The sequence below is a fragment of the Actinoplanes awajinensis subsp. mycoplanecinus genome, from assembly GCF_001509495.1.
GTDB lineage: Bacteria > Actinomycetota > Actinomycetes > Mycobacteriales > Micromonosporaceae > Actinoplanes > Actinoplanes palleronii.
In genome coordinates this window covers 1-19330 of record NZ_LLZH01000031.1, presented here as the reverse complement: position 1 = coordinate 19330, position 19330 = coordinate 1, and the positions used below count along the sequence as shown (strand labels likewise).

Sequence of the window (19330 nt, the reverse complement as noted above, 5' to 3'; positions counted from 1 at the left end):
GGGGGGGGGGGGGGGGGGGGGGGTGGGGGGGGGGGGGGGGGGGGGGGGGGGGGGGGCGGGTGGGGGTCAGGCGCGGCGGGGGAGCCAGAGGGCGATCACGGCGCCGACGGCGAGGATCGCGGCGCCGGTGAGGACCGCCGGGCGGGTGCCGTCGAGGAAGCTGTCGAAGCTGGAGAAGCCGCCGAGCGAGCTGAAGATCGAGGAGAGCGCCGCCACGCCGGCCGCGACGCCGAACTCGCGGATGGTGTTGTTGGTGCCCGAGGCGACGCCGTGTTCGGCGGGGTCGACACTGGCCAGCACCATGGTGCTCACCGGGGCGAAGGTCAGGCCCATGCCGATGCCGGCCAGGACGAACGCGCCGATCAGCGACGTGTAGGACACGGTGACCGACAGGGTCAGGCCCACCCAGAGCAGGCCGGCCGCGAGGAACGCCTGGCCCGCGACGATCAGGTTGCGCTGGCCGATCCGGCTGGCGAAAAGGCCGGCCAGCGGGGCGACGAGCATCGGGGCGGCGGTCCACGGGAGGGTGCGCAGGCCGGACTGCAGCGGGCTGAGCCCCTGCACCACCTGGAAGAACTGGGCGAGCAGGAACACCGAGCCGAACGCGCCGGCCGAGAACGTCAGGGTCACCGCGTTGACCAGGCTGAAGCCCCGGTTGCGGAACAGCCGCAGCGGGAGCATCGGCGAGCTGTTGCGGGACTGCCAGAACAGGAACCCGGCTAGCATCACGACCGCGGTGACCAGCATGACCGGCACCCGGCCGGAGGTCCAGCCGCGGTCCGGGCCGTCCACCACGCCCCAGATCAGCAGCAGCATGCCGCCGGCCGAGAGGACCAGGCCGATCGGGTCGAGCTTGCGGCCGTCACCGCGGGACTCGTCGAGCACCGTGGTCGCCAGGATCACCGCGATCACGCCGACCGGCACGTTCAGCCAGAAGATCCAGGACCAGTGCAGGCCGTTGACGACCGCGCCGCCGACGACCGGGCCGACCGCGACGCCGAGACCGGTGATGCCACCCCAGATGCCGACCGCGGCGTTGCGCATCTGCGGTGGCACCGCCCGGGCCAGCAGGGTCAGTGCCAGCGGGGTGATCGCCGCGCCGCCCAGGCCCTGCACCGCCCGGGCCGCGGTGAGCTGCCAGGCCTCGGTGGAGAGCGCGGCCGCCGCGGAGGCGAGGGTGAAGACGACGATGCCGGCGATGAACATCCGGCGGCGGCCGATCCGGTCACCGAACGCGGCCGCGGTGAGCAGGAACGCCGCGAACGGTAGCGTGTAGGCGTTGACGAACCACTGCAGGTCGGCGATCGAGGCGTGCAGCTCGGTGCGGATCACCGGCAGCGCCGTGCTGACCACGAGGTTGTCCAGCGACACCATGAAGGTCGGGATGCCGACGGCGGCGAGGATCGCCGCGATCGGCCGGGCGGTCCGGGTCCGCGCCCCGGCGGCGGGTCCGTCCGGCGCGAGAGAGTCGGGCTTTTCCGGTACGAGAGTGGTCACGACATCCCCCTGGAGTCCACGGAAGTTGTTATCCGCTGATAACTAAGTACGGTAAGCATCAACTGATAACATGTCAACGTGACTCGGACCCGCCTCACCGCATCGGAACGTCAGGAACAGATCGTGGCCGCCGCGATCACCGCCTTCGCGCAGGGCGGATACGCCGGCACCAGCACCGACCAGGTCGCCCGGCTGGCCGGTGTGTCACAGCCGTACGTGATCCGGATCTTCGGGTCGAAGCAGGAGCTCTTCCTGGCCACGGTGCGTCAGGCGAGCCTGCGGATCGAGGCGCTGTGGCGGGCGGCCGCCGAGCACGAGCCGACCCTCGCCGGGCTGGGTCACGCGTATCACGAGTTGCTCGCCGAGCGGGACCTGCTGACCGTGCTGCTGCACGGGTTCGCCGCCGGTGGTGACGATCCGGTGCTGGGTGACGCGGTGCGCGCCTGCTTCGGCAGTCAGTACGACCTGGTCCGGGAGCTGACCGGGGCCAGCGCCGAGGAGACCCGGGACTTCTTCGCGATGGGCATGCTGCTCACGGTGCTCGGCGCGATGCGCGTCGTCGGCCCGGACGCGGTCGCCCAGCAGTCGTGGATGGTCGACCTGCTCAGCACGCTGCCGGCCGAGGACGACGCGGCTGACTGACGCCGCGCCGGGGACCGCCGGCCGGGACCACCGGATCCAGCCCGGAACGGCACAGCGATCCGGTGCGGGCCGGGCGTCGCGTGGAGGCCCGGTACGGGCTGCTTGCGGTTGGTGCAGGCCGAGGTCGTACCAAACAGGGTTTTAGATGTTGTGTTTGAGGTAGGCCGGTTCGCGCCAGCCCAGCATGGCCTCGGTCATCCGGACCGCGTCGACGGCCGCGCGCACGTCGTGGACCCGCATGATCCGCGCGCCGCGCAGCAGACTGAAGACGACGGTGGCCAGAGTGCCGGCCTGGCGCTCCTGCTGCGGGCGGTCCAGCGTCTCGCCGATGAAGTCCTTGTTGCTCAGCGCGGCGAGCATCGGGTACCCGATCGCGGCGATCTCGTCGAGGCGTCGGGTCAGCTCCAGCGAGTGCAGCGTGTTCTTGTTCAGGTCGTGGCCCGGATCGATGATGATCTGGTCGGGGCGGACGCCGCGGGACAGCGCCAGCGCGACCTTCGCCCGCAGGAACGCGGCGACCTCGCCGGTCACGTCCCGGTACTGCGGGCTGGGGTGCAGGGTGCGCGGCGCGGCCAGGCTGTGGCAGATCACCAGCTGGGCGTCGGTGCCCGCGACCACCTCGGCCATCGCCGGATCGCGCAGCCCGGAGGTGTCGTTGACGACGCCCGCGCCCCGCTTGATCACCTCGGCGGCGACCTCCGGGCGGAACGTGTCGACCGAGACCACGGCCAGCCCCTGCGCGGCCTCGACGACCGGCAGGACCCGGTCCAGCTCCTCGGCCGCGCTCACCTCGGGACCCGGCGCGAACGGCACCCCGCCGATGTCGATCCAGTCGGCGCCGTCGGCGGCCGCGGCCCGGACCGCCTCGGTGGCCTTCTCCAGCGCGAAGGTGCGCCCTTTGTCATGGAACGAGTCGGGGGTCCGGTTCACGATCGCCATCACGACGGCACGACGGGAGAAATCGAAGGTCCGGCCGCCGATGATCCGGGCGCCGCTGATGTCGCTCACAGCTCGGGACCCTAACAGCGGCCGGTCAGGGCACGTGATGGCGTCTCGGGCAGCGGCTCGCTAGCGTCTTCGCATGCGCATACCGTTCGCGCGGACCTCTGCGGAAACGACCCTTTTCCTGGCGTTCCACCCGTGCCCCTGCGGCGACGGGAGTTTCCCTGGCCGGGGCCTGCCGTGGAGTGCCTCGGTGCTCGACGTGGGCCGGGAGAACACCGTCCGGTACGACTGGGCCTGCCCCGGGTGCGGCCACCCCCGGGAGTACCGCTTCCGCACCCCGGGGGAGCCGGAACCGTTCCCCCGGACGGGTGACATCTTCCGGTGGGGTGACGGCTGCACGCCGTCCCAGCTGCTCGATCCGGGTCAGTGGATGCTGGTCGCCGACCGGTACGCCGCCGAGGATCTGGCGAAGGCCGCCGCCGCGCTCGACGAGGTGCTGCTCTTCGTCACCCGCCGGATGCTCGGCCGGTACGCGGTGCCCCGCTCGGCGTTCCGCACCGAGGCGGGCCGGGCGCGGTACCGGACCGGCCGGTCGGCGTTCGAGAAGCACCGGCTGGAGAGCGCGCGGGACGGCTACCGGCGCGAGCGTTTCGGCGTTTGAGCTGATCGGGCCGCTGGCGCTGAACGCGACGATCGAGGCGGCCCGGGCCGGTGAGATGGGCAAGGGGTTCGCGGTGGTCGCGGCCGAGGTCAAGGACCTGGCCCAGGAGACCGCCCAGGCCACCCAGGAGATCACCGCGCAGGTGGCGTCGATCCAGTCCGAGACGGACGGGGCGGTGCACGCGATCGGGCAGATCGCCGCGGTGATCGCGACGATCAACGACTACGCGACGACGATCGCGGCGGCGGTGGAGGAGCAGACCGCGACGACCGCGGAGATCGCCCGGAGCGTGGGGCAGGCGGCCGAGGGCTCGACCGCGATCGCCGGGACGATCGCCGGGGTGGCGCAGGCGGCGGCGCAGGTGACGGCGGGGGCGACCGAGACGCAGCAGACCGCGGCGGATCTGGCGCGGACGGCGGCGGACCTGCAGTCGACGGTGGCGCACTACCGGACCTGATTGACTTGCCGGGTGGCGGATGTCGAGGTGCGGCTGGGCGCGGTGTCCGAGCGGGACGCGGTGGCGCTCGCGGAAGTGGTGCGGGAGCTGGTGGCCGGGGGAGCGGCGCTGGGGTGGGTGGAGCCACCGCCGGTGCCGGAGGTGGTGGAGCTGCTGGCCGGGGTGACGGTGTTGGCTGTCGCTTTCTCCGGCGGCGAGGCGATCGGGTTCGGGTACTGGCGGCGTTACGAACGGCCGACCCATCGGTTGAACGCGGACATCGAGAAATTGGCGATAAGTCCGAAATTTCAGGGCATGGGGGTGGGGCGGGCGGTGATGTCTGCCCTGATCGCGGCGGCTGCGTCGGCAGGGATCGAGGTGCTCACGCTCGATCTGCGCGGGGACAATGTGGGGGCTGTCGCGTTGTACGAGTCGCTGGGCTTTCGGAAATATGGCGTCTTGGAGCGCTTTGTCGCTGTTGGTTCGCTTCGTTACGACAAATTACTTTATGCCCGGCACCTTGACTAGCTCGGCCACCCAGTCCACGGCCACCTGGGCCTGCTCCGGCGGCCCGCTGTGCACCCCGTCCACGATCAGCCAGATCCGGTCGGCGAGCAGGTCGTTCCCGCCCAGCTCGGTCACCAGCCGGTCGACCTGGGCGCGGCTGTCCGCCAGATAGGCCCGGGCCACCTGCGCGGGCTCGTCGGTGGCGCCCGGGAACTCGGTGAGGTAGTTGCGGAACGCGCACCCCCGATACCCCGGCCGGCGGGTACTCTCGGCGATCTCGGTGACCAGGGCGACCAGCTGTGCGGCCGGGGTGCTCGCCCAGCGCAGGGCCTCGGCGGCGGCCTTCTCGCGCTCCCGGCGGGACAGCGTGAGGTAGGCGGTGGCCAGCTCGGTCTTGCCCGGGAAGTGCCGGTAGAGCAGGTTCTTCCCGCAGTGCGCCGCCTCGACGACCTGCGCCATCCCGACCGCGCGCACGCCGTACCGGTAGAACAGTCCGGCGGCCGCGGTCAGAATGGTGTCACGGGTGCCCGGAACCGGCGTACGTGCCATGAACCCACCCTAGAGGACCGATCGGTCCAACCGGACATTTAGCTTGCCGTCGGCCATTTCGTAAACCTGGTCCACCAGCTCGAGCCCCTCCGCCCGGTGCGCGAAGATCAGCACGGTCCGCCCGGACGCCGCGTCCAGCAGATCCGCCATCAACTCCCGCGCGCCGTCCTCGTCGATGCCCTCGGTCGGCTCGTCCAGGATCAGCAGCGCCGGGTCGGCGAGCAGGGCCCGCGCCGTCGCGAACCGTCGCCGTTGCCCGCCGGACATCGTGCTGCCGCCGGTGCCGAGCCAGGTGTCCAGACCGTCCGTCAGCGCGGCGAGCCACGGTGCGAGACCGACACGCCGCAGGGCGGCGAGGAGCTGCGGATCGGTTGCGGCAGGCGACGCGAGACGCAGGTTTTCCCGTACGGTGGAAGCGAAGACGTGCCCGGTCTCCTCCCCGACGAGCACTGCCTTGCCACCTGCCTGGACGCGCCCCTCCCGTGGCGTGAGGAGCCCGCCGAGCACGGCGCCGAGCGTGGACTTCCCGGCGCCGGAGCGCCCGGTGACGGCGATCCTGGCACCCGGGGCGAGGTGGAGCTCAAGGCCGTCGAGGGTGGGTTCGGCGCGCGGATCCCAGCCGGCGACCAGCCCGGTGACCGATACCGCCCCCGCCGCGGTTCGGGCGTCCTGCTCCTTGCCGGTCGCGGGTTTCGTTTCCGGGGTGGGTTCGGTGGTCAGGGCGGTGACGCGGCGTTCCGCGCCGGCCGCTCGCCGGCGGGCGATGGCCGCTTCCGGCAGGGTCACCATCGGCTCGCCGAGGGCGATCACGCCGAGCATCAGCACCGCGCTCCACTCCGCGGACAGTCCGGTGCGGTCCAGTGCCAGCGCGGTCCCGGCGGCCGCCACCGCCCACCCCAGGTGCGCGATCGCCGCGGCGAGTCCGGCGGTCCGGGCCGCGCGCGCCTCCAGGTCCGCGAGGGTCCGGCTCCGTTCCTCCGGTACGCCGGACCGCCCCGCCCCGGCGCCCAACTCCTCCACGCCGTCGACGGTCTCCACCATCGCATCGCGCAGCGCGGCCCGGGCCACCCCGGTAGCCGCGTCCTGCCGATCCGTCTGCCACCCGGCCACCAGCGGAGCGAGCACCCCGGCGATCAGCACCCCGGCCACCAGCGGCACGACCACGCCCAGCGCGATCCCCAGCGCTCCGCCCCCTGCCCATGCCGTTCCTGCCGCCGTTGCCCCGGCTGGTGCTCCTTCTCCTGTCGCCGCCGTTGCCCCGGCAATCGCCATACCGGCCACTGCCGCGCCCCCGGCGACGATCGTGACCGCCGCGGTCAGAGCCGGCAGCCGGCCCCGGAGCAGACCGTCCACCCGGGCGTCCACATCGTCGACAAGCCGGGTCAGCAGATCCCCGCGCCGATGCAGCCGCGGCCCCGGCACCCGCGGGATCAGGTCCGCATAGACCCGCGCCCGCCGCCTCCCCAACCGCGCGAACGCCACATCGTGCGCGACCAGCCGCTCCAGATACCGCAGCAACGGCCGGGCCACCGCACTGCCGCGCACCAGCACCACCGCCGCGGACAGCGTGAGCACCGGCGGCAGACTCGCCGCCCGAACCAGCAGCCACGCCGCCGACCCGGTCAGCACGATCCCACCCAGCACCGACCCGGCCCCGAGCACCACAGCCACCCACGGCCGCCGCCACGTCCCCACCCCGCCGCCGCCACCGGCCGTGTCAGACCCCGCAGCCCCAGCCGAGCTGCGCTGGCTGGTCTTGAGGGGTGTCTCGGAGTCCTTGAGGCACCCCTGAGTGCCAGCCGAGCTGTGGTGGCTGGTCTTGGGGGGTGTCTCGGGGCTGTTGAGGCACCTCTCGCCGCCAGCCGGTGTTTGGTGGCTAGTGCTGGCGGTTGTGTCGGGGGTGTTGAGGCCGCCGTCAGCGCCAGCCGAGCCGTGGTGGCTGGTGGTGGGGGGTGTCTCGGGGTAGTTGAGGCACCCCTGAGTGCCAGCCGAGCTGTGGTGGCTGGTGGTGAGGGGTGCCTTGGGGGTCTCGAGGCACCCCTCGGGGCCAGCCGGGGTTTGGGGGTGGAGGGTGATGACGCGGTCGGCGGCGGCTAGGAGGGCTGGGCGGTGGGCTACTACCAGGACCGCGCAGCCGCGTCGGGCGAATTCGCGCAGGCGGGCCACGACCAGGCGTTCGGCGGTTGGGTCGAGGTGGGCGGTCGGTTCGTCGAGCAGCAGGGTGACGACCGGGAACGGGTGGCGCCGCGGGCCGGGCTCGTCGCGCTGCGGGCGGGCAGTGGCGCGCCGGGTCAGCGCGGCGGCGCGGCCGGCTCGGTGCAGCAGCGCGGCCAGGGCCAGGCGCTGGCGCTGACCGGCCGAGATGCCGTTGCCGTGCTCGCCGAGCGGGGTGTCCGCGGCGACCTCGTCGTCCAGGCCGACCATGCGTAGCGCGGCCAGAATCTCCTCGGCCGTGGTGTCGTCGGCGAAGGCCTCACCGGCCGTGCGGGCGTGCGGCAGCGCCGGGCGCTGCGACAGGTGGAACGCGCGTCCTACCGCGACGGCGCCGGCCTCGGCCGGGTGCAGACCGGCGAACACCCGCAGCGCGGTGCTCTTGCCCGCACCGGACGGCCCGCGCAGCGCGACCAGCTCTCCGGCTCGGACCGCGAGCTCCGGCAGCCACAGCGCGTCACCGCTGGTGCCCGGGTAGGCGGCCCGGACTCCCGCCGCGAGCACCCCCCACCGGGCCGCGTCGGCGAGGGCAGCCCACTCTGCGCTTCCGGTACTCGCCGCCTCCGGGTCGTCCTGCCCGAAGGCGCCACCCGCGGCGTGGCGAGCGGCCGCGAAAGGACTGTCGGTGCTCGCCAGGGCTGGGGTGGGGGTGGTGAGGATGTCGTCGACGTCGGCGATGACCGCGGTGGCGTCGGTGGCGGCGTGGTAGCGGGCGGCCATCTCGCGGAGCGGGCGGTAGGCCTCCGGGGCCAGCAGGATCGCGAGCAGGGCCGGTGCCAGGGACATCGAGCCGCCGGCCACCCGCAGGCCGGCCTGTACCGCGATCAGGCCGACCGCCAGGGTGCCGACCAGGTCCAGGGCGGTCGAGGAGAGGAAGGCGACGCGCAGCACCCGCAGGGTGGCGTGCCGGTGGCGTTCGGTCAGGTCGGCGATCACGGTGATCTGGCGTTCGGCGCGGCCGTACATCCGGAGGGTGCCGAGGCCGTGCACCACGTCGAGGAAGTGGCCGGCCAGTCGGGCGTCGGCCGCCCAGCGCTGGCGGGAGCGGGCCTGCGTGGCCCAGCCGATCAGGGCGCCGAGCAGCGGTACCAGCGGGAGGGTGAGCAGGGCGATGATCGCGGAGGCCGGGTCGACCAGGGCCATCACGATGATCACCGCGGGTGGCAGGAGCACGCCGAGGACCAGGGACGGCAGGTATCCGGAGAACCACGGGCGCAGCGAGTCCAGCCCGGCGCCGAGCACGGTGGTGAGCCGGCCCGCGCCGTAGGAGGCCACCCACGCCGGTCCGCGCCCGACGATCGCGGCGAGCAGGGAACGGCGCAGCTCGTCGGTGACCCGGGCGGCGGTGCGGCGGGCGACCACCTGTTCGGTCCAGGAGAGCAGCCCGCGTGCCACGAACGCCCCGGCGAGCAGGGTGATCGCCGTGGTGCGGGAGCCGCCGAACAGCAGCGAGTGGGACGTCGAGGGGGCGACGATCCAGCAGAGCGCTACCGCGATGGCCAGCGTCGCGGTGGCCTGTCCGGTTCCGATCAGGGCGAGCAGGGCGACCCCGGCCCGGCCGCTGCGGGCGTGCCGCAGCAGTCGCGGATCGATCGGCCCCCGGCCGACACGCCGCCCGCCCGGCTCGGGGGAGGAGTCCGGCGTGGGAGAGGAGCCCGGCCCGCTGGGCGAGCGGGAGGAGTCCGGCCCGGGGGAGGAGTCCGGCGTGGGAGAGGAGCCCGGTGCCCGCCGCCCGCCAGGAGCGGAATTCGCGCCGGGAACGTGCGGGGACGGTGCTGAGGGCGTACCGGAAAAGGGTTTGCCGGGAGAATCGGCCTGGGGGCGGGGAAGGAACCGCGCCCACCCGCGGCCCGGCCGCAGCGATCCGGAGCGGACAAGACCGCGGGGGGACGCAGGGGTCACGACGGCACCCGCTCGCTGGCGACGCGGCGGCGGAAGACCCAGTAGGACCAGGCCTGATAGGCCAGCACGCCGGGCAGGATCAGCACGCCGGCCACGGTGATCACCTTCAGCGCGGACGGGCTCGCGGCCGCCGACGACCGGGTCAGCGACCACAGCGGGTCGAGCGTGCTCCGCAACACCACGGAGCCGTTCGTGGTGAAGACCGCGACCACCGCGCCGGCCACCCCGATCGCGGTCGCGGTGAACGCGGCGCCCTCGCGGCCCTGGCGGGCCAGCATGCCGGCGATGAAGCTGACCACCGCCGCGACCAGGGTCAGCCGGGAGCCGGTGGCGACACCGGCCAGGAGCAGGCCGACCGTGCCGATGTTGCCGGCCTGCCGGGCCAGCGCGACCGCGCGGCGGCGGACCGGCCCGGTGGTGCGCAGGGAGAGGAACGTCGCGCCGAGCAGGATCGTCGCGATCAGGGCGGCCAGGGCGCCGAGGCCGGCCGCCGGGGTGAGCAGCGGGGACAGGCTGCGGCTGATGCCGTGGCCGGTGACCGTGCCGTTCGCGTCGAGGGCCAGGCCGTGGGTGAAGACGCCGAGCAGGGCACCCCAGAGCAGCACCACGCCGGCCGACGAGGCGGACAGCAGCCATTCGCAGCGGCGGCGCCAGGACGGCGAGTCGTGTTTGCCGCGGAACTCCAGGGCGACGCCGCGCACCGCGAGCAGCAGCAGGATGCCGACCATCGGCAGGTACAGGCCGGAGAGCAGGACCGCGTACCAGTCCGGGAAGGCGGCGAAGGTGACGCCGATCGCGGCGACCAGCCAGACCTCGTTGCCGTCCCAGAACGGGCCGATCGTCCGGATGGCCGCCCCGCGCTCGTGCTCGTCCCGGCCGAGGAACGGTGCCAGCACGCCGACGCCGAAGTCGAAGCCCTCGAGGACGAAGTAGAGCACCCAGGCGAGGACGAGCACCGCGAACCAGAAAGTGATCATCGGAATCGGCTCCTAGTAGGCGGGGGCGGGTTCAGGCTCGGGCGATTTGTCCGAAATTTCGGGAAAAAGCGCCTGCCGCGACAGGTGGATCACGAGCTTGTACCAAGCGACGGCCAGCAACCCGTAGACGAGCGTGAAACCGCCCAGCGACAGCAACACTTCAGAGCTGGTCAACCCGGGCGAGATCCCGTCAGCCACCTTCGAGATCCCGAATGCGAGCCACGGCTGCCGAGCCGTCTCGGTGAACACCCACCCGAACGTGTTAGCGGCCGCCGGCAGCAACGGCGAGAGCAGCAGAATCCGCTTTATCCACGTCGGAACACCCGCCCCCATCTGCAGGAACGCGGGCAGCAGTGTGATCCGGAACCGTTGGCGCAACGACGACGCCCACAGGTAATAGGCAGCCAGAGCCATCCCGGCCACCCCCGCCCCGATCATCAGCCGGAACGTCCAGAACGCCACCGGGATCATCGGGATGTAGTTGCCCGGCCCGTACTGCGCCACGTACTGCGCCTGCAGGTCGTCGATCCCCTGCACCGTCCCGTCGAACGACCCGGTGCCCAGGAACGACAGCAGCCGGGGGATCTCCACGGTCAGGAACGGCTTGTCGTGCCCGAGCGTCCCGATCGCGAACACCGAGAACGGCGCCCCGGTGGTGGTCTCGTAGAGCGCCTCGGCGGCGGCCATCTTCATCGGCTGCACCGCGGTCATCACCTTGCCGAGGTGGTCGCCGGTGATCGCGGTCATCGCCCCGCCGATCAGCATCAGCCACGCGCCGAGCCGGGCCAGGGTCCGGAACGCCGGATCGGCCGCGTGCCGCCACACCCCGATGGCGAGCAGCAGCCCGCCGCCGGCCATCGCCGCACCGGCCATCGTGTGCGGGAACGCGGCGAGCACCACCTCGTTCGTCAGCAGCTCACCGAAGCTGGTCAGGTGCGCGCGCCCGGTGACCGGGTCCATCGCGTACGCGACCGGGTTCTGCATGAACGAGTTCGCCGCCAGGATGATGTACGCCGACAGCAGCGTCCCCACCGCCACCACCACGATGGTCGCCGCGTGCAGCCGCCGGGGCAGCCGATCCCAGCCGAAGTACCACAGCGCCAGGAACGTCGCCTCGAGGAAGAACGCGAGCATCCCCTCGACCGCCAGGGTCGGCCCGAACACGTCGCCGTAGAACTTGGCGAACGCGCTCCAGCCCAGCCCGAACTGGAACTCCTGGACGAGCCCGGTCACCACGCCGACCGCGAACGTGACGATCAGCAGCTTCCCGACGAACTTGGTCAGCGCGAGATGGCGCTCGTTCCCCGTGAAAAGCCACGTCAGATGCAGCCCCGCCGCGGCCGCCGACAGGCAGATCGACAACGGTACGAACAGGTAGTGGTAAACCGTCACGACCGCGAACTGCAGCCGGGTCAGGTCGAGCACGTCCATCGGGTGTCCCCTCTACGACTCTTCGTAGTAGATACTACGAGACGTAGTACGACCGGCCCTAGTAGGATGGGTCACATGGCACTAGGCGACCTTGAACGTGAGGTCATGACACAGCTGTGGGACGCGTCCGAGCCGCTCACCGTGCGGCAGGTGCACGACCTCCTCAGCAGAAATCGTGATTTGGCGTATACGACTGTGATGACGGTCCTCGACCGTCTCGCCAAGAAGAAGCTGGTCGTCCAGCAGAAGGCGGACCGTGCCTACAAGTACGCCCCCGCCCAGTCCCGCGAGGAGATGACCGCGGCGCTGATGTTCGACGCGCTCAGCGCCACTCCCGATCGGGACGCCGCGCTGGCATACTTCCTCGGTCAGCTGCCCCCCGGCGCCATCCGAGCCGCCCTGGACGTCCCACCGAAAGAGACGTGACCGCACTCCTGCTGGGCGCCCTAGGGCTCACCCTCTCGCTGGCCGTACCGGGCGTGCTGGCCGGCGCGCGCTGGCCGGACCGTGCCCCGGTCGCCGCCGTCCTGCTCTGGCAGGCGCTGACGCTGACCGCGGTGCTCTGCGCGCTCGGCGTGGTCCTCGCCGCCCCGGAGGAGATGACCCGGGCGTCCGGCGCGGACCACCCGTGGACCGTCGCGGCGCTGGTGTTCTCGCTGGTGGTGGCCGCCGTGATCGTGATCCGGCTGCTGATCTCGCTGGTCAAGGTGAGTGTCCGGGCCCGCGCCCGGCGCGCCCGGCACCGGATGCTCGTCGACCTGCTGGACCGGGTGGAACGGCACCGCGAGCTGGGCGGGGCCGAGGTGCGGGTGCTCGACGGGGCGTTGCCCCTCGCCTACTGCGTGCCGGGGCGGGAGCCGCGGGTGGTGCTCAGCGACGCGGTGCTGCGGATTCTGGACCGGGCGCAGGTGGACGCGGTGCTCGCCCACGAGCAGGCGCACCTGCGGCACCGGCACGAGCTGGTGATGGAGTCGTTCACCGCGTTCTATCAGGCGGTGCCGCGGCCGTTGCGCAGCCGGGCGCCCCTCGACGCGGTGCACCTGCTGCTCGAGATGGTCGCCGACGACGCGGCTCGCCGGCGTACCGGGCCGGTGCCGCTGCGGGAGGCGCTGGCCCGGCTCTCCGACGCCGTACCCCTCGCGGAGGAGGCCCCGGCCGACCCGGCGGGTGAATCCCGGCGTCGCCGTCTCGACCGGCTGGCCGGTCCGGCGCCCGGCTCGACCGGCCTGTCGGTCCTCGCCGGCCTCGCCGCGGCGGGTCTCCTGGTGTTACCCACGGTGATCCTGGTGGTGCCCTGGCTCGGCCGGGCCCTGGACGCCTGGCCATTCCGCTCACTCTGAGTGTTGGTTAGTGTGCGTGCGGTTTCCCCCCTCACGCATGCTTTTGTTGCCTGCATGATCCGAGTACGGTGATCCCCGGTTCGGCAGCCCCCCATCGTCCATCCGGCCGATCTGACGAACCACCGCCTAATCGCCGCGAGGCGAGCCGGGGACCCACGCACCCGGGGTGAAGCCGCGTTCGCGCGGCCGGGCGTGCTTCCCGCCCGAACCCGTCAGCTAACCCGGTCGGCGGCCGAGTGGGAAGAAAGGACAACGCACCTACGTGAAACGGATAGGCGCGCGTGGTGTGCTCCGCAGTGTTCTCTGCGCGGCCGCCACAGCCGGACTCGTTCTCACCGGTCCTGTCGTTGCCCACGCCACGCCCTCGCCGGGCAGCGTCGAGACCCAGATCGACAAGCAGTGGAACGAGCTCGAGCCCGTCATCGAGGACTACAACGACGTGCACGGGAAGCTGCTCAAGCTGCAGAAGCAGCAGAAGCAGCTGAACAAGACGCTCGCTCCGCTGCAGAAGCAGGTCGACGCGGCCATGACGGACGTCCGTGGCCTGGCTGCCGACGCCTACATGCAGGGTCCGCCGAGCACCATCGGGGCGATCCTGAGCGGCAAGCCGACCGGCCTGACCGAGAAGCTCTCCCTTCTCGAGCAGCTGGCCAGCAAGCGCACGGCGTCGATCCAGGGCGTGGTGAAGCTCCGCGACAAGTACGCGACCGACAAGGAGAAGGTGGATGCGCTGGCATCCGAGATCTCCACTCGGGACACCGACCTCAAGACCAAGAAGTCGGCGATCGAGAAGGAGATCACCTCCCTCCAGAAGCTCCGGATCAAGGCTTATGGCGCGTCCGGCGCGAGCGACGGGCCGTTCAAGACCGGTCCGTGTCCGGTCGACTACACCAACGACAAGGGCGGCCGTGCCGCTCAGCGTGCGTGTGACCTGATCGGCAAGCCCTATGTCTTCGGCTCCGAAGGTCCGAACAGCTACGACTGCTCGGGTCTGACGAAGGAGGCCTGGGCGGCCGTCGGGGTGCACCTCGAGCACTACACGAAGGATCAGTGGGGCTCCGGGAAGTCGGTCAGCCGCAGCGAGCTGCAGCCCGGTGACCTGGTCTTCTACTACTCCGACGTGCACCACGTGGCCATCTACATCGGTGGCGGCATGGTGGTTCACGCACCGCACACGGGCGACCACGTGCGGATGGCGACGATCGACCGCGGTCCGATCGCCGGTTACCGCCGACCCGGTTAGACCGCTTCGGATCAGGGCCGCTTCCGGGTTTCCGGAGGCGGCCCTTTTTCAACCCCATATGGTACGAAATGGGAGTCCCGTCCGCAGGCTACAAGCCACGTCCCGTGGTGGTCTCGCGCGCGACCGCAGCCACTCCCGGCCGCAGCGCGCCGCCAGGGGGTCGGCTGGCTCTCAGGGGTGTCTCCGCAGCGCGGAGACACCCCTGAGGCCCAGCCAGGACCGGGAGGCGCGCTGCGGTCCGGGGTGGGCACGGTGTCGCGGCGGCCTCACGGGCGGGACGTGGCTCGTAGCCTGCGGACGAGCGCTCGGTAGTCGTACCGAATGGGGGTTTTGAAAGGGAACGCGGACCCGAAGCGGGGGGACGGGCCGGTGGTGCGATGGGGGTTGTGGGCGGCGCGGGCATAATCGCGGTCATGAGCGACGCCTTGATCGACAGCCTCACTGCGGCGGTACAGGCCCGCCCGGACGACCTGCCGCTGCGGCTGCATCTGGCCGAGCTGCTGGTGACGGCCGGGCGGGGTGCCGAAGCGATCGGGCATGTGGCTCAGGTGCTCAGCCGGGAACCGGGCAACGCGGCCGCCCAGCGGCTGATGACGGTGGCGCTGAGCGGTCCGCCGCAGGGTGGTCACCGGGCGCCGGGGGAGCCCCGGGCGGCGGGAGAACCCGGGGAGCCGGCCGCTCATGAGCCGGGGGAGCCTGCCGCTGCGGACGATCCGGCGGCCGGCGGTCCGGTGCCGCGGCCGGGTGGGGTGGACTGGGCGGCGATGGAGCAGCAGTTCGGCGACGTGGTGCCGCCGCGGTTCGCCGGGAACCGGTCCGGAGACGAGCCGGAACCGGTCAGCGGGCACGGGGACCGGTCGTTCGACGTGGAGCGGTCCACCGTCACCCTCGCCGACGTCGGCGGGATGGCCGACGTCAAGAAGCGGCTCGAGGTCTCCTTCCTCGGACCGCTGCGCAACCCGAAACTCCGCAGCCTGTTCGGCAAGAGCCTGCGCGGCGGTCTGCTGCTCTACGGGCCGCCCGGCTGTGGCAAGACCTTCCTGGCCCGGGCCGTCGCCGGGGAGATGGGCGCGGCGTTCATCTCGCTGTCGATCACCGACGTGCTGAACATGTGGGTGGGCAGCTCCGAACGCAACCTGCACGACCTGTTCGAGTCGGCGCGCGGGCACGCGCCGTGCGTGCTGTTCCTCGACGAGATCGACGCGCTCGGGCACAAGCGCAGCCAGCTGCACTCGTCGGCGATGCGTACCGTGGTCAACCAGCTGCTCACCGAGCTGGACGGGGTGCAGGGCGGCAACGAGGGCGTCTTCGTGCTCGCCGCGACGAACGCGCCGTGGGACGTGGACGCCGCGCTGCGCCGGCCGGGCCGGCTGGACCGGACCGTGCTGGTGCTGCCGCCGGACGTGCCGGCCCGCGCCTCGATCATCGAGTACCACCTGCGGGACCGCCCGGTCGAGGGGATCGACCTGGACGCGGTGGCCGCGGCGACCGACAACTACTCCGGCGCCGACCTCGCGCACCTGTGCGAGACGGCCGCCGAGTTCGCCATGCGCGACTCCATCGACAGCGGCGAGATCCGCATGATCAACCAGGCGGACATGCTGGCCGCGGCCCGGGAGATCCGGCCGTCCACCGACGCCTGGTTCACCACCGCCCGCAACGTCGCCATGTTCGCCAACCAGAGCGGCGAGTACGACGACCTGGCCGCGTACCTCAAGAAGCGCAAGCCACGGTGACGTTTCCTGAGAAGCGCAAGCCACGGTGATGTTTCTTGAGAAGCGCGGGCCTCGATGATCTTTTTTGAGAAGCGCGGGCCTCGATGACGGCTGCCTCTCGTGCGCGGGTGCTCGCTGAGCTGGGGCGTTATGACCAGGCCGAGGAGCAGCTGCGGCTCGGGCTGCTCGACCGGCCCGGCGATCCGGAGCTGCTGGCGCTGCTCGCTGCGGTGCTGCGGCTGGCCGGCCGGCCCGCGGACGCGCTGGTCGCCGCGGACGCCGCGGTGGCGGCCGAACCGGGCTGGGCCGGCGCGCACGCGGAGCGCGCCGAGAACCTGATCGCGCTGTCCCGGGCGGCCGCGGCGGTGGCGTCGGCCGGCGAGGCGGTCCGGCTGCGCCCCGCCGAACCGGAGGTCCACCGGGTGCTGGCCCGCGCACACCTGGCCGGCCGGGACTTCGGGCCGGCCCGGTCCGCGGCCCGGCAGGCCCTCGCGTTCGACCCGCGGTCGGTGCCCAGCCTGCTCACCCTCGCCGAGGTGGAGCGGGTGGCCGGCCGCCGCCGGGCCGCCGCGCGTGCCACCAAGGCGGCGCTCGCCGAGGATCCGGAGCATCCCGGCGGCCGCTGGCTGATCGCCCTGCTCAACGCGGAACGTCTGCACGTCGCCGACGCCATGCGCGGGCTGCGGGAGCTGGCCGCCGACCATCCGGCCCGGCTCGACGGTCAGGCCCTCGCCTGGCCGATCCTCGGGGTGCTGGCCGGGTTGCGGCGCGGGCTCGCGGTCGGGGTGCCGCTGGTGCTCGCGGTGCGCCTGACGGCCCGCTGGTGGGCCCTGGCGGGATGCTTCGCCCAGGCGATCGCGCTGGTGGTGGCGGTCGTGATGGTCAGCTTCGCGGCCCGGGTGCTGCTGCCGGCCGGACGCGTGCCCTGGCGGTGCCTGGCGTTCCTGCCGCGGCGCGGGGTGATCACCGGGTTGGTGGCGGCGGGTGGTTCGGTCGGGATGCTGCTGACGTACGCGGTGACCGGCCGCTGGCTGCCGCTGCTGCTCGCCGTGGGGGCGGTGGGGTTGCTGATGATGTCGGGCGCGTTTCGGGTGCGGGTTACGTCACTATCCGCAGGGTGAATCTTGCACAAGTGGCAAGATCTACGGATGCTGGGCGTCATGGTTCATTCAAGCTCCGTTTAACCTCTCGCGAGAAGCCGCTGGTCAGGGCAGTGTTGCGGGCGATCACTACCGTGGCCCCCGGTATCCCGTCATGTCGGTTTCCCTCAACGATGTGACGACTTTTCGTTTTTTATCGTGCCGGTGTGTCAGGCCGGTGTCGGCTCATCGAGGAGCTCGCTGTGACCGTCGCCCCATCCCGCTGGTTGTCTGCGCTCCGTGAGCTGGGTCTGGTCGCGGTCCTGTTCCTGATCTACAAGGTCGGCCGCCTCGCGGCGAACGGTCACGTGTCCGAGGCGTTCAGCAACGCGCGCGCCGTCTGGGACCTGGAGCACCGGCTGCACCTGCCCGGTGAGCTGAGCTTCCAGCACCGGCTGCTGACCTGGCACTGGCTGGTCGAGGTGGCGAACAGCTACTACGCGTACGTCCACTTCCCGGCCACCATCGCCTGCCTGATCTGGCTGTACGTCTACCGCCCGGCGCACTACCGGTGGACCCGCAACATCCTGGTCCTGCTCACCGGCACCGCGCTGCTCGTGCACTTCGTCATGCCGCTGGCCCCGCCGCGGATGCTCACCGACACCGGGATGCTGGACCTCGGCCGCCTCTACGGCCCGGCCGTCTACGGCGCGCCGGAGACCGACCAGCTCTCCAACCAGTACGCGGCGATGCCGTCGCTGCACGTCGGGTGGGCGGTGGTGGTGGCGGTCGCACTGATCGCCGCGACGTCCGGGCGGTGGCGTGGGCTGTGGCTGGCGCACCCGGTGGTCACGTTGTTGGTGGTGGTGGGGACCGGGAACCACTACTGGCTGGACGCGATCGCGGCGGTGGGGTTGCTCGGGGTGGCGTACTGGGTGGTGCGGGCGCAGTACCCGGTGGCGGTGCGGGTGCCGGAGCTGGTGGGCGTGGGCGCGGTGCCCCGGCAGCGGGTGTTGCCGGTGGAGGAGCCCGCTCTGCGGGGGTAGCGGGTTGGGGCGGCCGCTGCCGGTGGCCGAGCTCGTGGGCGCAGCGCCGCCCGGTGACCCGCGCTTCTCGCTCGGCTTGCGGCCTGGCCCTTGTCGCTGCCCGTCTCTCGTTTGCCGCCTGCCGCCGCTCGCCGTCTCGCGATCTTGGGTCGGTATGCGGGCGTGAGTCGTCGAGGTCGCGGTAGGGCGGGGTGTGTGGTCAGCCGGGGTGGGGTTGTTCCCACCAGTTCAGGGGCTGGCCGTCGGGGTCGTAGACGTTGCCGTACTCCCAATGGTCGCCGCGTGGCGCGGTCCAGGCGTCGATCGTCTCCTCGACCGCGTCGAACCCGGCGGCCGCCGGCACGGTGATGACGATGAACCGCCGGTCCGGCGGCATCTCCACGATCCCGCCCAGATCGTCGAAGGCATCCCGCAGCGGCGCCAGCTCCTCGGCGTCGGCGGGTGTCGCGAGCACCACGAGCAGGCAGATGTTGCCGCCCCGCTGCACCACCTCGAAGCCGCCGCCCGCATGCATCCGGATCCGATCACCGGCCGCTATCCCCTCCACCAGCGCGGGCGTACCGAGGACGAGGTGCAGATCCGGCTCGACGGTCCGGGTCAGCACCATTTCGTAGACAAGTTGACCACCCGCCCCGAGCCCGGCCACCAGCCGGATATGCGAGTGATCCGCCAATTCATCAACGGTCACGTCGGGCATTCTGGATCATTTCCCCCACCGAAAGGTGATCAACGCGCCGTGTGATCATCGGTCGTTCCTGGGTGGCGCTTTCCTGGCGCTGCGCACATTCCTCATTGCGCACGAACGGGTGATCCGGTTCGGCCGTGCTGGGGTCGGTGCCTTCTCGCGCGCGGCCCGGAGTGTCGCGCGGTGGCGGGCACCTTGCGCGGTGGCGGGCGCCTTGCGCGGTGGCGGGCGCCTTGCGCGGTGGCGGGCGCCTTGCGCGGTGGCGGGCGCCTTGCGCGGTGGCGGGCGGCTGGTGCGCGGGGCCTCGCCCGGATCCTCGATCTGCGCCGGCCACGCGAGTGCTTTCTGGTGTCGCTGGGTCGGAGCCGGTACCCGAAGGGGGCGCGTGGCGTCGCTGACGTGCCGGGCGGCGATCTGGTGGGGGCGATCTGGTGGGGGCGATCTGGTGGCGCGGGGTCTGGCGG

At 72.1% G+C, this 19330-nt stretch carries 16 protein-coding genes, 1 pseudogene and 1 riboswitch; of the genes and pseudogenes, 10 read left to right on the top strand and 7 right to left on the bottom strand.

Annotated features, from left to right (window positions below; translation table 11 throughout):
- Positions 1–66 precede the first annotated feature (66 nt).
- Positions 67–1497 (bottom strand): MFS transporter, encoded by a 1431-nt coding sequence (locus ADL15_RS07645; protein WP_067686186.1) that lies wholly within the window; start codon positions 1495–1497, stop codon positions 67–69.
- A 78-nt stretch (positions 1498–1575) separates the two neighbouring features.
- Here ADL15_RS07645 and ADL15_RS07640 point away from each other — a divergent pair, with 78 nt between their 5' ends.
- Positions 1576–2139, top strand: a complete 564-nt coding sequence (locus tag ADL15_RS07640) for a TetR/AcrR family transcriptional regulator (RefSeq protein ID WP_067686183.1) — start codon at positions 1576–1578, stop codon at positions 2137–2139.
- 141 nt (positions 2140–2280) lie between these two features.
- Here the strand turns inward: ADL15_RS07640 and folP are convergent, their stop codons facing one another.
- Positions 2281–3147 carry a dihydropteroate synthase gene (folP, locus tag ADL15_RS07635; protein ID WP_067686180.1) on the bottom strand — a complete coding sequence of 289 codons (867 nt, stop codon included), beginning with the start codon at positions 3145–3147 and terminating at the stop codon, positions 2281–2283.
- Between the two features lie 73 nt (positions 3148–3220).
- Between folP and ADL15_RS54055 the strand changes: the two genes are divergently transcribed.
- The 3 genes and pseudogenes from ADL15_RS54055 (at position 3221) to ADL15_RS07620 (ending at position 4709) form a co-directional block, all read left to right on the top strand.
- Positions 3221–3745 (top strand): hypothetical protein, encoded by a 525-nt coding sequence (locus tag ADL15_RS54055; RefSeq protein ID WP_067686177.1) that lies wholly within the window; start codon positions 3221–3223, stop codon positions 3743–3745.
- A gap of 7 nt (positions 3746–3752) precedes the next feature.
- Positions 3753–4202 (top strand): annotated as a pseudogene (locus ADL15_RS07625) (methyl-accepting chemotaxis protein); the annotation flags it as partial.
- A gap of 12 nt (positions 4203–4214) precedes the next feature.
- The gene (locus ADL15_RS07620; protein ID WP_067686171.1) at positions 4215–4709 is read left to right on the top strand and encodes a GNAT family N-acetyltransferase; all 495 of its coding nucleotides are present in this window, start codon (positions 4215–4217) and stop codon (positions 4707–4709) included.
- On the opposite strand, the gene ADL15_RS07615 is transcribed toward ADL15_RS07620, so the two are convergent.
- The 4 genes from ADL15_RS07615 to ADL15_RS07600 are packed head-to-tail and all read right to left on the bottom strand — an operon-like array spanning position 4683 to position 11758.
- Positions 4683–5237 (bottom strand): TetR/AcrR family transcriptional regulator, encoded by a 555-nt coding sequence (locus tag ADL15_RS07615; RefSeq protein WP_067686168.1) that lies wholly within the window; start codon positions 5235–5237, stop codon positions 4683–4685. The two genes, ADL15_RS07620 and ADL15_RS07615, sit on opposite strands and share 27 nt — an antisense overlap.
- Before the next feature lie 9 nt (positions 5238–5246).
- Complete coding sequence (locus tag ADL15_RS07610) at positions 5247–9350, bottom strand: ATP-binding cassette domain-containing protein (protein ID WP_232343943.1); 4104 nt, start codon at positions 9348–9350, stop codon at positions 5247–5249.
- Positions 9347–10327, bottom strand: a complete 981-nt coding sequence (gene cydB / locus ADL15_RS07605) for a cytochrome d ubiquinol oxidase subunit II (RefSeq protein ID WP_067686165.1) — start codon at positions 10325–10327, stop codon at positions 9347–9349. The genes ADL15_RS07610 and cydB overlap by 4 nt, the downstream gene beginning before the upstream one ends.
- A 12-nt stretch (positions 10328–10339) precedes the next feature.
- Complete coding sequence (locus ADL15_RS07600) at positions 10340–11758, bottom strand: cytochrome ubiquinol oxidase subunit I (protein WP_067686162.1); 1419 nt, start codon at positions 11756–11758, stop codon at positions 10340–10342.
- A gap of 66 nt (positions 11759–11824) precedes the next feature.
- Here ADL15_RS07600 and ADL15_RS07595 point away from each other — a divergent pair, with 66 nt between their 5' ends.
- The 6 genes from ADL15_RS07595 (at position 11825) to ADL15_RS56365 (ending at position 18181) form a co-directional block, all read left to right on the top strand.
- Positions 11825–12184, top strand: coding sequence for a BlaI/MecI/CopY family transcriptional regulator (locus ADL15_RS07595; protein WP_269748316.1), 360 nt, complete (start codon positions 11825–11827; stop codon positions 12182–12184).
- Complete coding sequence (locus ADL15_RS07590; protein ID WP_067686154.1) at positions 12181–13098, top strand: M56 family metallopeptidase; 918 nt, start codon at positions 12181–12183, stop codon at positions 13096–13098. Before ADL15_RS07595 ends, ADL15_RS07590 begins: the two co-directional genes overlap by 4 nt.
- 113 nt (positions 13099–13211) lie before the next feature.
- A riboswitch (cyclic di-AMP (ydaO/yuaA leader) is annotated at positions 13212–13344 on the top strand.
- 40 nt (positions 13345–13384) lie between these two features.
- Positions 13385–14341, top strand: a complete 957-nt coding sequence (locus ADL15_RS07585) for a C40 family peptidase (protein WP_083970989.1) — start codon at positions 13385–13387, stop codon at positions 14339–14341.
- 413 nt (positions 14342–14754) lie between these two features.
- Positions 14755–16077 carry an AAA family ATPase gene (locus ADL15_RS07580; protein ID WP_067686146.1) on the top strand — a complete coding sequence of 441 codons (1323 nt, stop codon included), beginning with the start codon at positions 14755–14757 and terminating at the stop codon, positions 16075–16077.
- Positions 16078–16184: 107 nt separating this feature from the next.
- The gene (locus ADL15_RS07575; RefSeq protein ID WP_067686143.1) at positions 16185–17177 is read left to right on the top strand and encodes a tetratricopeptide repeat protein; all 993 of its coding nucleotides are present in this window, start codon (positions 16185–16187) and stop codon (positions 17175–17177) included.
- Between the two features lie 221 nt (positions 17178–17398).
- Positions 17399–18181, top strand: a complete 783-nt coding sequence (locus tag ADL15_RS56365) for a phosphatase PAP2 family protein (protein WP_269748315.1) — start codon at positions 17399–17401, stop codon at positions 18179–18181.
- Positions 18182–18380: 199 nt separating this feature from the next.
- Here ADL15_RS56365 and ADL15_RS07565 read toward each other — a convergent pair whose 3' ends face one another.
- Positions 18381–18869 (bottom strand): DUF4265 domain-containing protein, encoded by a 489-nt coding sequence (locus tag ADL15_RS07565; RefSeq protein ID WP_198170617.1) that lies wholly within the window; start codon positions 18867–18869, stop codon positions 18381–18383.
- Between the last annotated feature and the right edge of the window lie 461 nt (positions 18870–19330).

Bases quoted from the DNA above. Each gene is read 5' to 3' on its own strand.
- ADL15_RS07595 (WP_269748316.1), top strand. From the start codon at position 11,825: ATGGGTCACATGGCACTAGGCGACCTTGAACGTGAGGTCATGACACAG.
- ADL15_RS54055 (WP_067686177.1), top strand. From the start codon at position 3,221: ATGCGCATACCGTTCGCGCGGACCTCTGCGGAAACGACCCTTTTCCTG.
- ADL15_RS07615 (WP_067686168.1), bottom strand. From the start codon at position 5,237: ATGGCACGTACGCCGGTTCCGGGCACCCGTGACACCATTCTGACCGCG.
- cydB (WP_067686165.1), bottom strand. From the start codon at position 10,327: ATGATCACTTTCTGGTTCGCGGTGCTCGTCCTCGCCTGGGTGCTCTAC.
- ADL15_RS07600 (WP_067686162.1), bottom strand. From the start codon at position 11,758: ATGGACGTGCTCGACCTGACCCGGCTGCAGTTCGCGGTCGTGACGGTT.
- ADL15_RS07580 (WP_067686146.1), top strand. From the start codon at position 14,755: ATGAGCGACGCCTTGATCGACAGCCTCACTGCGGCGGTACAGGCCCGC.